14 protein-coding genes are annotated in these 13,587 nt (G+C 72.9%); 6 read left to right on the top strand and 8 right to left on the bottom strand.

Annotated features, from left to right (window positions below; genetic code table 11):
• Positions 1–33: 33 nt before the first annotated feature.
• From J4709_RS05175 to J4709_RS05160, 4 genes are all read right to left on the bottom strand, one after another.
• Positions 34–1,437, bottom strand: coding sequence for an MFS transporter (locus J4709_RS05175; RefSeq protein WP_208237476.1), 1,404 nt, complete (start codon positions 1,435–1,437; stop codon positions 34–36).
• A 115-nt stretch (positions 1,438–1,552) separates the two neighbouring features.
• Entirely contained in the window at positions 1,553–2,446 is an 894-nt protein-coding gene (locus J4709_RS05170) for a Vgb family protein (protein WP_208237474.1), read from the bottom strand.
• A gap of 84 nt (positions 2,447–2,530) precedes the next feature.
• A complete protein-coding gene (locus J4709_RS05165) occupies positions 2,531–2,824 on the bottom strand; it encodes a putative quinol monooxygenase (protein ID WP_208237473.1) in 294 nt (97 codons plus the stop codon).
• A 48-nt stretch (positions 2,825–2,872) separates the two neighbouring features.
• On the bottom strand, positions 2,873–3,916 hold the full coding sequence (locus tag J4709_RS05160) for an aldo/keto reductase (protein ID WP_232383006.1): 1,044 nt from the start codon (positions 3,914–3,916) through the stop codon (positions 2,873–2,875).
• A 145-nt stretch (positions 3,917–4,061) separates the two neighbouring features.
• Between J4709_RS05160 and J4709_RS05155 the strand changes: the two genes are divergently transcribed.
• The gene (locus J4709_RS05155) at positions 4,062–4,919 is read left to right on the top strand and encodes a helix-turn-helix transcriptional regulator (RefSeq protein WP_208237471.1); all 858 of its coding nucleotides are present in this window, start codon (positions 4,062–4,064) and stop codon (positions 4,917–4,919) included.
• Between the two features lie 19 nt (positions 4,920–4,938).
• On the opposite strand, the gene J4709_RS05150 is transcribed toward J4709_RS05155, so the two are convergent.
• Together J4709_RS05150 and J4709_RS05145 are read right to left on the bottom strand one after the other, a co-directional pair.
• Complete coding sequence (locus J4709_RS05150) at positions 4,939–5,499, bottom strand: carboxymuconolactone decarboxylase family protein (protein ID WP_208237469.1); 561 nt, start codon at positions 5,497–5,499, stop codon at positions 4,939–4,941.
• 114 nt (positions 5,500–5,613) lie between these two features.
• Positions 5,614–6,636: an NAD(P)/FAD-dependent oxidoreductase gene (locus J4709_RS05145; protein ID WP_208237467.1), complete on the bottom strand. Its 1,023-nt coding sequence runs from the start codon at positions 6,634–6,636 to the stop codon at positions 5,614–5,616.
• An 80-nt stretch (positions 6,637–6,716) separates the two neighbouring features.
• On the opposite strand from J4709_RS05145, the gene J4709_RS05140 reads away from it, so the two are divergent.
• Positions 6,717–7,373, top strand: coding sequence for a helix-turn-helix domain-containing protein (locus J4709_RS05140; RefSeq protein ID WP_208237465.1), 657 nt, complete (start codon positions 6,717–6,719; stop codon positions 7,371–7,373).
• Here the strand turns inward: J4709_RS05140 and J4709_RS05135 are convergent.
• Positions 7,339–8,487 carry an erythromycin esterase family protein gene (locus J4709_RS05135; RefSeq protein WP_208237463.1) on the bottom strand — a complete coding sequence of 383 codons (1,149 nt, stop codon included), beginning with the start codon at positions 8,485–8,487 and terminating at the stop codon, positions 7,339–7,341. The genes J4709_RS05140 and J4709_RS05135 overlap by 35 nt on opposite strands.
• Positions 8,488–8,578: 91 nt before the next feature.
• Between J4709_RS05135 and J4709_RS05130 the strand changes: the two genes are divergently transcribed.
• Entirely contained in the window at positions 8,579–9,286 is a 708-nt protein-coding gene (locus J4709_RS05130; protein ID WP_208237461.1) for a MerR family DNA-binding transcriptional regulator, read from the top strand.
• A 66-nt stretch (positions 9,287–9,352) separates the two neighbouring features.
• A complete protein-coding gene (locus tag J4709_RS05125; RefSeq protein WP_208237459.1) occupies positions 9,353–10,534 on the top strand; it encodes an esterase-like activity of phytase family protein in 1,182 nt (393 codons plus the stop codon).
• 22 nt (positions 10,535–10,556) lie between these two features.
• Here the strand turns inward: J4709_RS05125 and J4709_RS05120 are convergent, their stop codons facing one another.
• Positions 10,557–11,183: a TetR/AcrR family transcriptional regulator gene (locus J4709_RS05120; RefSeq protein ID WP_208237457.1), complete on the bottom strand. Its 627-nt coding sequence runs from the start codon at positions 11,181–11,183 to the stop codon at positions 10,557–10,559.
• A 115-nt stretch (positions 11,184–11,298) separates the two neighbouring features.
• On the opposite strand from J4709_RS05120, the gene J4709_RS05115 reads away from it, so the two are divergent.
• A complete protein-coding gene (locus tag J4709_RS05115; RefSeq protein WP_307800977.1) occupies positions 11,299–12,297 on the top strand; it encodes an NADPH:quinone oxidoreductase family protein in 999 nt (332 codons plus the stop codon).
• A gap of 70 nt (positions 12,298–12,367) precedes the next feature.
• Positions 12,368–13,270: an aminoglycoside phosphotransferase family protein gene (locus tag J4709_RS05110; RefSeq protein ID WP_208237453.1), complete on the top strand. Its 903-nt coding sequence runs from the start codon at positions 12,368–12,370 to the stop codon at positions 13,268–13,270.
• Positions 13,271–13,587 lie beyond the last annotated feature (317 nt).

Genomic DNA, 13,587 nt, shown 5'->3' with positions numbered 1-13,587 from the left:
CTAACGAACCCGTCCGGTCGTGCCAACCGAATTTCAGCGGTTCGGGACGATCCGGGTGAGCGCGAGCGCGGCGAGCCACAGCCCGGTGCTCACCCATGCCAGCGCGTGCAGGCCCGCGGTGAAATGCGGCCGGAGCGCCGGGCCGGCGACCGCCCCGTACACCGCGACGCCCAGGGCCGTCCCGACCTGGCGGGCGGTGTTGTTGAACCCGCCCGCCAGCCCGGCGTGGGCGGGCGGGACGGCGCGCATCGCCGCCGCGACCACCGCCGTCACGATGAGTCCGTCGCCGATCCCGATGGCCAGCAGCGTCGGCAGCAGCACCGGGTAGGCGCCGCCGGCGCCGACCCGCAGCAGGCTGAGGCATCCGGCGGCGGCGAGCGCGGTGCCCGCGGCGAGCGGGAGGCGGGTGCCGAACCGGGCGGTGAGCCGGCCGCTGACCGGCGCGAGCAGCGCCAGCGGCACCGCCATCGGCAGCAGCAGCATCCCGGCGGTGAACGCCGAGTGGTGCTCGGCCTGCTGCAGCCTGAGCGTCGCGACGAACAGCACGCCGTTGGTGACCAGGTTCATCGCCAGCGCGATGCCGTTGGCGCCGAGGAACGCCGGGGCGCGCAGCAGCCCGCCCGGCACCATCGGCGCCGCCGCGCGGCGCTCGGCCCACACGAACGCCGCCGCCGCGGCGATCGTGCCGGCCGCCGTCGCGGCCGCCTGGCCGTGGTGCCCGTGGCCTGCGGCGATGACCGTCCACACCAGCCCGCCGAGGGTCAGCGGCGCCAGCGCCGTCCCGGCCCGGTCCAGCGGCGGCCGCGCGCCTTGCGGACGTTCCCGGTGCGGCTCCCGGACGACGGCCAGGACCCCCGCGATCGCGGCGGCGACGATCGGCACGTTCAGCAGGAAGATCCACCGCCAGCCCGCGGAGTCGACCAGGGCACCGCCCAGCAGCGGTCCCGCGGGCAGCGCCGTGGAGGAGACGCCCGCCCACACGCCGAGCGCCCGGGCCTGCTCCGCCCGTCCCGGGTACACCGCGGTGATGACGGCGAGGCCCCCGGGCAGCAGCAGCGCGGCCCCCGCCCCCTGGACGACGCGCGCCGCGATCAGCGGCCCGGCGGCGGGCGCGCATCCGCACGCCAGCGACGCCACCCCGAACAGGCCGAGCCCGATCAGCAGCATCCGGCGGTGCCCGATCCGGTCGCCGAGCGCGCCGCCGCCGAGCAGCAGCCCGGCGATCGCGACCGCGTACCCGTCGACGACGCCCTGCAGCCCGGGCAGGCCGGTGCCGAGCGCGCGGCCGATGCCGGGGAGGGCGACGTTGACGATCGTCACGTCGAGCAGGACGAGGAACATCCCGGCGCACAGGACGGCGAGCATGGCGCCGCGGCGGGGGACCGGCGTCGTCGTCTCGGGCCGGGTCCGGGCGTTCGAGTCGGTCGGCGATCTCATGCGTCCACGGTGTCCCGCGGACGTTTCGCCCGCGCTGGAACCTTCCCCGGGCTCCCGCGCGGGCGCCCGGTCAGGCGGGCACGACTCAACCGGGCACGGCTCAGGCGAGCACGGCTCAGCCGGGTACGACTTGGGCGAGCGCGCCGGTCTCCAGCGCGACCCACAGGGCGCCGTCCGGGCCGAGCGCGATGCCGTGCGGCTCGCAGCCGGGCCGCGGCAGCGGATGCTCGTCGATGCGGCCCTCGGGGGTGATGCGGCCGATGTGCGCGGTGCCCCACTCGGTGAACCACAGCGCCTCGTCCGGCCCGGTGACGATCGCGTGCGGACGCGCCGCCGGGTTGGGCAGCGGGAACTCGGTGACCTTGCCGTCCGTGGTGATCCGGCCGATGTGCCCGGTGCCGATCGCGGCGAACCACAGCGCGCCGTCCGGGCCGGCGGTGATCCCGACGGGCGCGGCGCCCTCGGTCGGCAGGGCGTGCACGGCGATGTCGCCGCCGGGCGTGATGCGCCCGACGGCGTTGCCCTGGTTGAGGGTGAACCAGAGCGCGCCGTCCGGACCGGCCGTGATCATGGACGGCATCGCGCCGGAGGTCGGGAGCGGGAACTCGGTGATCTCGCCGGCGGTGGTGATGCGGCCGACGCGGTCGGTGCGCATGAGGGTGAACCAGAGCGCGCCGTCGGGTCCGGCGGCGATGCCGCACGGACCGCCGGCCGGGACCTCGAACTGGGTCACCCGGCCGGCGGTGTCGATCCGGCCGACGCGGTCGCCGCGGAACCCGGTGAACCACAGCGCGCCGTCCGGCCCCGCCGTGATGTTCATCGGCCCCGCCTCGACGGGTTCGGCCGGATGGAGGTCCGCCGGGCCGCCGGGGGGCATCCGCCCGACCCGGCCCTCATGCACCAGCGTGAACCACAGCGCTCCGTCCGGACCGGCGGTTATTCCGTAAGGGCCCGCTTCGGGGCCGGTGACGGTGAACTCCCTGATCGTGGCATGCGAACCCTGCGGCATGAATAGTCCCCCTCGTCCCACTTGTTTCCGCGCGACGGCGAGACTAACGCAACCGCGATCGCGTCATGCCCGGTCCGCGCGGGCTCAGCCGGCGGCCGGGACGAGCCGCCGGATCGTCATCGGCTCGGCGAGGATCTCCCCGAGCACCTGCTCGACGTGCCGGAAGTGCGGCGTGGTGAAGTGCTCGTCCAGCGCGGCGGGGCCCGTCCACTCCTCGACGACCACCATCCGCGCGGGGCGGTTCGGGTCGGCGTAGGGGCGGTAGGCCAGGCATCCCGGCTCGTCCAGGGACGGCTCGATCATCGCCTCCAGGGCGGTGCGGAGCCGGTCCTCCTGGCCGGGCGAGGCGAGGCATTCGGCGACGACGGTCAAGGACATGGCGATTCTCCTTAGCGGGTGTGGCGGTTCGAGCAACGGGTGGGGTTCTCAGGGACGGGCGGGGCCGTCGCCCGCGCCGGACTCGGTGATCGCCGCGGCGATCTCCTCGATGTCGGCGGGCGCCAGCTCGACCGATCCGGCGCCGATCCAGCCGTCCACCTGGCCGGGCTTGCGGGCGCCGACGATCGCGCCGGTGATGCCGGGCCAGGCCAGCGTCCAGGCGATCGCGACCTCCGGGACGGTCGCGCCGCGGCGTTCGGCGACGGGCCGCAGCGCGTCCGCCAGCCGCAGGTTCGCCGCCAGCCCGGTGGTGAAGTCGCGGTGCGCGGTGCGCCAGTCGTCGGCGGGCAGCGACGCGACCCGCTCGGCGGAGAACGCGCCGGTCAGCAGCCCCGACTGCAGCGGCGAGTAGACGATCACGCCGGTGCCGTGCGCGTGCGCCCAGGCGATCTCCGCGGCCGCGGACCGGTTGATCGCCGAGAACGGCGGCTGCACCGCGTCCACGTGCGCGACCTTCTCCGCGCGATCCAGCAGGTCGGGGGAGTGGTTGGACAGCCCGATCGCGCGGACCTTCCCCTCGGCCTTCAGGTCCGCCATGACCTGCCAGTACTCCTCCAGCGGCGTGGCGTTCGGCGACACCGGGCCGCTGCCGTCGCCGGCGTACTCCAGCGACTCGCCGGTGTCGGGGTAGTGCACCTGGTACAGGTCGATGCGCTCCACGCCGAGCCGCCGCAGCGAGTCCTCCACCTCCCGGCGCACGCTCGCCGGCTTCATGATCCGCCGCGGCGCGGCCTGCGGGTCGGCGGGGTCCCAGACCAGGCCGGCCTTGGTGAACACGAAGGGCCGCTCGGACTCCGGCAGCCCGGCGATCGCCTTGCCGACCAGCTCCTCGGAATGCCCCAGCCCGTACACCGCCGCGGTGTCGATCCAGTTGACGCCGGAGCCGATCGCGTGCCGGATCGCCTCGACGGACTCGGCATCGTCCGTTGCGCCCCAGCCGAACCGCCAGCCCGGCCCCGCCACCGCCCAGGAGCCGAACCCGACGGTGGTGACGTCCATTCCGGTGCCGCCGAGCGGACGCGTTGTGATCATTTCCCTTGCTCCTCCGGTCGGGGAAGTTCGTGATGATCACTGTTGTCGGCGCGCGCGGCGCTACCCAGTGGCGGCCGTTGCCTAGGCACGGCATGACCAGGTTCCGGCGCCCCGGCATGAGGGGACGGCACGGGATAATCGGTCCATGGCACTCGACAGGCGAGCGGAACTCGGCGAGTTCCTGCGCTCACGCAGGGCCCGGTTGAAGCCCGAGGAACTCGGACTGCCCGACTACGGCGGCCGGCGCCGCGTCCCCGGCCTGCGCCGCGAGGAGCTGGCCCGGCTCGCCGGCGTCAGCGTCGACCACTACGTCCGGCTGGAGCAGGGCCGCACCCTGCACTTCTCCGAGGCCGTCCTGGACGCGGTCGCCCGCGCCCTGCGGCTCGACGACGTCGAACGCGGCCACCTGTACCGCCTGGCCCGCCCGTACACCGAGCCCGCCGGCGCGCCCGCGCCGGAACCCCAAGGGGTCCGGCCCGGGCTGCGGCGGCTGCTGGACTCCACCGCCGACGTGCCCGTCTACGTCGTCGGCCGCTACACCAACGTGCTGGCGTGGAACGACCTGGCCGCCGCGCTGATCACCGACTTCGGGGCGCTGGCGCCCGCCGAGCGCAACTTCGCCCGCATGGTGTTCCTGGACGAGGGCATGCGCAGCCTGTACGCCGACTGGCGCGGGAAGGCCGCCGACATCGTCGGCTACCTGCGGCTGGACGTCGGCCGGCATCCCGGCGACCCGGCCGCCGCGGCGCTGGTCGAGGAGTTGTCGGCCGCCAGCCCCGAGTTCCGCGAGATCTGGGCCGAGCACGGGCTCAAGGAGAAGACGCACGGCCGCTACGTCTACCGGCACCCCGTCGTCGGCACCCTCGACCTCGGCTTCGAGACCCTCCGGCTGCCCGACGACCCCGACCAGGCGCTGATCGCGCACACCGTCGAGGAGGGCTCCCCGTCGCACGCCGCGCTGCGGCTGCTGGCCGCCACGCACCAGAGCGTGTCGGTGCGCTGAGCCGCGGCGCGGCCGCGCGTCAGGCGGTCGTGGGCGCCGCCCACTCCTGGTCCTTCCACGCAGGGTCCAGCGGGGTGTGCGCGATGTGGTTGGTGTAGTTCGACAGCGTCTTCATGCCGACCCCGAGAACGACGTCCAGGACGTGGCGGCGGGTGTATCCGGCGGTGAGGAACGCCTCGACCTGCGCGTCGTCCACCCAGCCCCGCTGCTCGACCATCGCGCGGGTGAACACGCGGGCCGCCTCGAGCGCCGGTTCGTCCAGCGCGCGCCCGCCGCGCAGCGCCTCGATGACCTCGCCCGGGACGCGGGACCGCAGCGCGAGCGTCGAATGGGCGGCCACGCAGTACTCGCAGCCGTTCAGCACGCTCACGGTGATCCACACGACGTGCTTGGCGTTCCTCGGCAGCGACGACCGGCCGAACAGCTCCGACAGCGCGTTGTACCCGGCCAGCAGCTCCGGCGACTCGGCCATCACTCCGTTCAGGGTGGTGACGAACCCCATCCGCTTCTTCGCCGCCTCCAGGTGCGGGCGCGCGGCCTCCGGGGCGTCGGTCTCGTCGTACACGGTGAACTCGGTCATCGGTTCTCCTCATGGGGGCCGGGAGGCGAGCGCGCTCCGCCTCCGTGTCATCTTGGAACGACTGGTTCAAGATGACATGGAGGCGTCCCTCCGCGCAACCCTGACGTCCCCCGGCTAGAAGCCGTGCCGGCTGTCGCCCGCCACCGCCTCGCAGGCGCGTGCCTCGGACTCGGCCGAGAAGGGGGCGTGGCGCGCGGCGTCCACGGCGTCCCGGGTCTCTTCCGCGACCAGGTCGGCGTTGATCTGGGCGCCGGCCATCGCGCCCGCCGCCGCGGCGGCGCCGACCTGGGCCGACAGGTCGGTCACATTGCCCGCGGACCACACCCCCGGCACGTCGGTGCGGCCTGCCGCGTCGGCCGGCAGGTACTCGCCGGCGCCCGACGGATGCTCCGCCGGCCGCAGCCCGAGCCCCGCGAGGAAACCTGCGCGGAGGGCCATCCGCGGCCCCACCACCAGCGCATCGCGGGCGACCACCGTCCCGTCGGCCAGCCGGACGCCGGTGAGCCGGTCGCCGGCGACCTCCAGTGCCGCCACCTCGCCCTCCACCACGCGGATGCCGCGGGCCGCCAGCTGCTCGGCCTGCTCACCGGACGGCCGCGGCGCGGTGTGGCAGAAGAACGTCACATCGTCGCTGAGCTGCCGGAAAAGCAGAGCCTGATGCACCGACATCGGCCCGCCCGCCAGGACGCCGACCGCCTGGTCGCGGACCTCCCAGCCGTGGCAGTACGGGCAGTGCAGCACGTCCCGGCCCCACCGCTCCCGCAGCCCGGGGACGTCCGGCAGCTCGTCGACCAGGCCGGTGGTCACCAGCAGCCGGCGCGCCCGGACGGTCCGCCCGTCGGCCAGGCCGACGGTGAAGCCGCCGGTGTCGCGCGCCGCCTCGGTGACGGTTCCGGCCACGACCTGCCCACCGTAGCGGCGGACCTCGGCCCGGCCGCGCTCCAGCAGCTCGGCCGGTGGCATCCCGTCCCGGGCCAGCAGCCCGTGCACGCCCTCGGCGGGCGCGTTGCGCGGGAATCCCGCGTCGAGCACCACGACCGACCGCCGCGACCGGGCGAGCATCAGGGCGCCGTTCAGCCCGGCGGCTCCGCCGCCGACGACCACCACGTCATAGCCTTCGTTCAGCCGTTCGGCCATCTTGACCACCTCCGCGGCCACTATGCGAACCCGCCGCCGGAAACCGCAAACCTCGTTGCCGGTATGGCAAACTGGGGCGCATGGACGACGACCTCGACCAGGCGCTCGACGCGGTCGGGCCACGCCTGCGCTCCCTGCGCCACGAGCGGGAGATCACGCTGACCGACCTGTCGGCGTCGACCGGCATCTCGGTCAGCACGCTGTCGCGGCTGGAGTCCGGCGCCCGCCGGCCCACGCTGGAACTGCTGTTCCCGCTGGCCAAGGCGTACGGCGTCACCCTCGACGAGCTCGTGGACGCCCCGCCCACCGGCGACCCGCGGATCCACCTGCGGCCCGTCGTCCGCAACGGCATGACCATGCTGCCGCTGACCCGCCGCGCCGGCGGCATCCAGGCCTACAAGCTCGTCATCCCCGCAGGCAGCGACCGCAGGGAGCCGACGCCGCAGACCCACGAGGGCTACGAATGGCTCTACGTCCTCAACGGGCGGCTGCGCGTCCTGCTCGGCGAGCACGACCTGACGCTGTCGCCCGGCGAGGCCGCCGAGTTCGACACGCGGCTGCCGCACTGGTTCGGCGCCGTCGACGCCGACCCGGTCGAGTTCCTCGTCCTCTTCGGCAGCCAGGGCGAGCGCGCACACCTGCGCGCCCGCCCCAAGGCGAGCCGGTCCGGGCAGGGGCCGTCCCCGGACGGGACGTCCGGTTCTACGGCGACGGGACGGCCGCCGCGCCGTCGTTGACGTGCAGCACCGCGTCCGCCGTGCCGAGCGTCTCGCGGTCGAGGGGGAAGTAATGGTGCGGGGCGGAGTCGGTGCGGGTGCGGGCCGGCGCGACCGAACCGGCCTCTACCAGGCCCCACGTGCTGACGCGCTCCTGCAGCGAGCCCTCGTAGGTGTCCGAGGCGGGCTCCTGGAGCCCGATGGTCTCGCTCCGGCCGAGGCTGCCGGCGATGAAGGCGTACCGGTCGCCGATCAGGGACCCGAGAATTGCGCCCACACCGAACCATCTGGTCTCCATATCCGCCATGGACATGATGCAGATTTCCCGCTGCAGGTGGCGGTTGTGAGAGAACACCAGCGTCGGGCCTCGCCGGGCCTCGGCATCGCGGATGTCGAGGAGGTTCTGCGCCATCAGCGCGTCCCGCGTCGCCCCCAGAAGGGAAATACGTTCCGCCTGCTCGAAGGGCTGGGACGACTGTTTGTGATACCGCAGCAAGCCGAGGCCGGCGGTGAGATGCACCCTGACCTTCTGCCATTCGGCGCGTGAACTCGCCGCGATCAATTCCGGTGCCCTCGCGTAGAGCAGGTTGAGCATGTCGTCGGCGACCGACCGCAGTTTCTCAGCCTCAGGCGTCGAGCCGATCGACATGGCCGGGTCCATGACCGCTTCCGTGCGGCTCCACCGTTCGTCGTCGCCGGCCGGCCCCGCGATGTCGAGGTCGAGCCCGAGGCGGTCGCGGGCGTACTCGAGGTACGGGCGCGGACTGGGCGCGCTCATCGTCTCCATCGGAGCGTCGAAGCCGTGGAAGGCAAGACGCTCCTCGAACGGCCGGTCCTGGTTGTACTCGCGCATCCAGGCGACCAGCCGCCGGTTGGCGTCCAGTTCCCCGAAGTCGTGGGAGAAGCCCTCGCTCATCGCGGCGTCGAGGGTCCCGGTGCCGTGCCGGACGAAGTCGTCCACGGCGAGGGCGGCCACGCGGTCGGTCTCCAGAGCGACCGACCGGAAACCGCGGTCGATCAGCTGGACGAGCAGCTCGTTGCGGACCAGCCCGAAGGCCGGCTCGAAGTGCGTCGGCTCGCCGAGCCCCAGCAGCTCGCATGACGCGGGCACGAACCCGCGAATGTCCTGAGTCATGTGTCGCAATCGTATCTCTGAAAATTCGGTGGAGACTTTGCAGGATCATCCGGCATGAACGTCCGGTAAAGTCTCAAACCGGTGATGACCCTTGCGACCAACCGACCTCGCGCGCGAGCACGGGATCTCGACCCAGGCGGTGCGCAACTACGAGCGGGACGGCTTCCTCCCGCCCGCCGAACGCACCCCGAGCGGGTACCGGATCTACACCGAGGCGCACGCGTCGGCGCTGCGCGCCTACCTCGCCCTCGTCCCGGCGTACGGGCACGCGCCCGCAGGACGGATCATGAACGCCGTCCACGGCGGCGCGCTCGGCGACGCCCTGACGACCATCGACCGCCACGCCCGGCTGCTCCGCGACCGCGACACCCTCGACGCGGTGCGCAAGGCGGTCGATCACCTGATCACCGAGTCCGCCCCGCGGCCGCCGGAGGGCCCCGAGGTCCGCACCGTCGGCGAACTCGCCCACCGGCTCCAGGTCACGCCCGCGACCTTGCGCAACTGGGAAGGCGCCGGCATCCTCACGCCCGCCCGCGATCCGGCCACCGGCTACCGCGTCTTCCACGCCGCCGATATCCGCGACGCCGAACTCGCCCATCTCCTGAGGCGCGGGGGCTATCCGCTGAGCCATATCAGCACCGTCGTCCAGCAGATCCGGCAGGCCGGCGGCACAGGCGCGTTGGCCGCCGCCCTGGACGGCTGGCAGCGAAAGCTCACCGAGCAGGGAATCGCCATGCTCAATGCGTCCGTCCAGCTGAGCCATTATCTGACAATGCTCGACGGCGTCCCTGAAGCTTGAGAACGGCTTCCCGGACACCGGGAAAAGCCGTGTCGCCGGGCCGCGGACCGCTGTTGCAATCCGTCCATGATTTCTCGAACGTTCCTCGCCGCCGGAATTGCGGCGGCCACCCTCGCGGCGGGCATAGCCCCGGCGGACGCCGCTCCCCGCGAGCGCGTGCGGCTACTCGGCGTCCGGACGCTCCCGACCGGCCTCACCTACCAGGGAACGACCGTCGGCGGACTGTCCGGCATCGACCGCGACCCCCGCACCGGGCGGTACGTCCTCATCTCCGACGACCGCTCGCAGATCGACCCGTCCCGCTTCTACACCGCGCGGATCGACGTCTCCCCGTCGGGCCTGGGCCCCGTGGAGGTCACCGGAACCAGTCCTTTCCGCAGGCCGGACGGGTCGTCCTACCCGTCCATGAAGGACTGGCAGGCGCACCCATGCACGAGCACGCGCGCTGAATGCGACGCGATGGCGCCCGTCGACCCGGAGGCCGTCCGGGTCGACCCGCAGGAGCGGCGGCTGTGGTGGAGCCAGGAAGGCGACCGGATCATCACCGGCGCCGGCGCGCCCGTCCTGATCGATCCCTCGATCCGCAGCGCCCGCATGGACGGCCGCTACGACGGGTCCCTCCCGCTGCCGGACAACGAGCACATCACCGCGGGCGACAAGGGGCCGCGGCAGAACCGCGGATTCGAGGGGTTCACCTTCGCGGCGTCCGGCGCCCTGGTGACCAGCATTCTCGAAGCGCCCATGCTCCAGGACGGCCCCGAGCCGTCACCGGGCAAGGGAGCACTGGCCCGGCTCACGGTGCAGACGCGCGGCGGGCGGGTGCTCGGCCAGTACGCCTACCCGGTCGACCCGCTGTCCGCCCCGGCGGGAGCCAACGGCGTCTCCGACATCCTCGCGGCCGACCCCTCCGGCTCCGGCCGCTACCTCGTCCTGGAACGCCAGGTCGGAGTGGGAGAGGGGCAGAAGCTCAGCACGGATGTCCGCATCTACGAGGCCGACCTCCGCGGAACCACCGATGTCGCGTCCGTGGACTCCCTCGCGGACGCGGCACGGGTGCGGCCCATCCGCAAGAAGCTCCTGGTCGACCTGGCCGACACCGGGCTCGGCAAGGCCGGCGTCGTGGAGGGCATGACCTGGGGACCCAGGCTTCGCACGGGGGAGCGGACGCTGATCCTGGTCGCCGACGACAACTTCGGCGCCTTCGGCCCGGACCTGCCGACCCAGGTCATCGCCCTCGCACTGCGCTGACCGCCCGGCCCGCGACGAGCGACTAGACGACCTGGCCGGACGGGGCGGACATGAGCGCGTCCCAGGCCGCCATCGCGCACGTGATGACCGCTTCCAGCTCGTCGCGGGTCGCGCCGTCGCGGGCCTGAACGGAAAGACCCTGCACCACGGTGGCGTAGTAGCGGGCGACGGCGTCGAGGCCCGCGGGCGGGACGGCGAGGTCGCCGTCGGTGACACCGCGGGCGAGCCGGTCCCCGATCTCGGCGCGCATGCCGTGGCGGAGGTCGGCCAGGAACTCCCGGACCGCATGGTTCTCCACGGCGCCGGTCGGCGCCGCGAGGACGAGCATGCAGTAGTGCGGGGCGTCCGAGCGGGTGATCTCGTCGGCGGTGGCGCGCAGCATGGCGTTGACCGCGGCGCGCGCGGTCGGCCGCTCGCGCAGCGCGCGCCTGGGCCGCTCGCCTGAGGTCGCGCCATAGAGCGCCATGACCTTGCGGAACAGCTCTTCCTTGCTGCCGAAGCAGGCGTAGATGCTGGCCGAGGCGATCCCCATGGCCCGCGCCAGGTCGTTGAGCGAGGTGCCCTCGTAGCCCCGTTCCCAGAACACCTCCAGCGCCTGGCGCAGGGCGGTGTCCGGGTCGAAGGTGCGCGGCCTGCCGCGAGTGCCCATCGGGATGCGTCTCCGTACTTGTTTGTCGTTCGATCAACTTTACCTTGACCCCTGCGGCGCGGCCATGACAGGGTTTGTTTGTCGTTCGATAAACAAACCCGGGAGAGTGATCGCCGTGACCGGTCCGTCCACCATGCGCGCCCTGCGGCAGACGTCCCTGCACGGCCCGCAGGACCTGCACCTGATCACCGACGCACCGGTGCCGGCGCCGGGTCCCGGCGAGGTCCTGATCCGGGTCACCGCCGCGGGCGTCAACTTCGTCGACGTCTCGCAGTCCCGCGGCACGTTCGCGGGCGGCCCGCAGCCGCCGTACCTGGCCGGCATCGAGGGCGCCGGCGAGATCATCGCCGTCGGCGAAGGGGTGACCGGCCTGGAGCCCGGTGCCCATGTCGTCGGCGTCGGCATTGGAGGCGGCGCCTTCGCCGAGTACATGGCGCTGCCCGCGGCCGCCGCGCTGCCGGTGCCCGCGGGCTGGGCCGACGAGCAGGCGCTGGGGCTGCTCGTGAACTGCCCGACCGCACTGGCGGCGCTCAAGCCGCTGGGCGCCCTCACCGCCGGGCAGACCGTCCTGATCCACGCCGCGGCCGGCGGGACCGGCCAGTACGCGGTGAAGATGGCCAAGCACTACGGCGCGACGGTCATCGCCGCCGCCTCGCCGGCCAAACACGAGGTGGTGAGCGCCTTGGGCGCCGACCACGTCATCGACTCCCGCCGCGCCGACCTGGCCGCCGAGGTGCTGCGGCTGACCGGCGGCGCGGGCGCGGACCTGGTCCTGGAGTCGGCGGGCGGCACCACCTTCGAAGCCAGCCTGACCGCGGTCAAACGCGTCACCGGCCGGGTCGTCGTCTACGGCCTGGCCGGCGGCGAAGCCCCGATCACCAACTGGGACCTCGTCTACAAGCACCAGATCCACCTCATCGGCCTGAACATCGGCATCCTGAGCCAGGCCGCGCCGCAGGTCTTCGGCGAGGTCATGGACGAGATGTTCAAACTCCTCGCCGCCGGAGTGCTCACCCCCGTGCAGCCGACGACCTATGCGCTGACCGACGGCCCGAAAGCACTCGCGGAACTGGAGGCACGGACCACCGTGGGCAAACTGGCACTCCTGCCCTGACCAGCCAACACCCTCGGCCGACCGGCTCAGACCCCGTGCCCGCCGTGTTGCGCCAGTACCGTGGCTTCGCATGACCGACTCCGAGATCGTGATCACTGCGGATCTGGTCCATGGCCTGCTGCAGGAGCAGCACCCGGACCTCGCCGGGCTGGCCATCCGCGAAGTCGCGGGCGGGTGGGACAACCAGCAGTGGCGCCTCGGAGACGAGCTGGCCATGCGCATGCCGCGTACGGAACGCGCCCCGGAGCTCCAGCGCAGGGAGCGCCGATGGCTGCCTGTCCTGGCTCCGCGCCTGCCGCTCCCGGTCCCGATGCCCGTACGGGTCGGTGAGCCGTCGGCGCGCTTCCCGAAGCCCTGGACGATCATGACGTGGGTCCCTGGTGAGCCGCTGGACCACACCTCGATCAGCCGCGGCGACCACGCGGCCGACGCCCTGGCGGGATTCCTCAGCGCACTCCACGTGGAAGCGCCCGCTGATGCACCGATCAGTTCGGACCGCGGCGCCCACCCGAAGAAATGCACGGACGGCTTCGACTATTTCTTCCAAGCCGTTGTCCCCGGCGGCATGGCCGACGATGTGCGGGCCGTTTGGGACGACGCCGTCGCGGCGCCCGAGTGGGAGGGCCCGCCGGTCTGGGTGCACGGTGACCTTCATCCCGCGAACGTCGTCATCTCGGACGGGACGCTGTCAGGCGTCATCGACTTCGGTGACATGTTCGCGGGCGATCCGGCGTGGGACCTCGCGGCCGCATGGGTGATCCTCCCTGCCGGCGCCGCCGCACGCTTCTTCGACGCATACACGCGTGCGGACGAGGCGACGATCAGGCGCGCCCGCGGGCTGGCCGCGGTGAAAAGCCTGTTCCTCATGCTGATGGGCCAGAACGGAGACCGGGGCCTTCCCGGCGGGAAGCCGACATGGGGCCCCGCAGGCCGCGCAGCGCTCGACCGCGTTCTCAGCGGCGGCTTGACGTAGGCGGTGAGCGGCCTCGATTATGCCGCGGCCCGGATAGTCACCGAAAGCCCTGAACACGCGAACGCCTGCACTGTCGCGGGCCGGCTCGGCCTGTCGACGGCGGCGGACGCCTCGCTCGGCGTGCGTCTATCGGGTGTTCATCTGCCGCACTTGCCGCGTGCAGCGATGTTCGTTATGTCTCGGAGTTTCCCGGCGGGCGTTCAACCGGTGCAATTCAGCGGTTGAACACGCGGCCTGTACGTTCTGCGGCCGATGACGGAACCCGCTGGTCCGGGCATGCTTGCGCCCTCCGAACGCGCTGGTTACCGTGCTACGCG

The sequence above is a fragment of the Actinomadura violacea genome (genome assembly GCF_017573465.1).
Lineage (GTDB): Bacteria > Actinomycetota > Actinomycetes > Streptosporangiales > Streptosporangiaceae > Spirillospora > Spirillospora violacea.
Note: the sequence above shows the minus strand (reverse complement) of the source record. Positions and strands in the feature narration are given on the sequence as shown.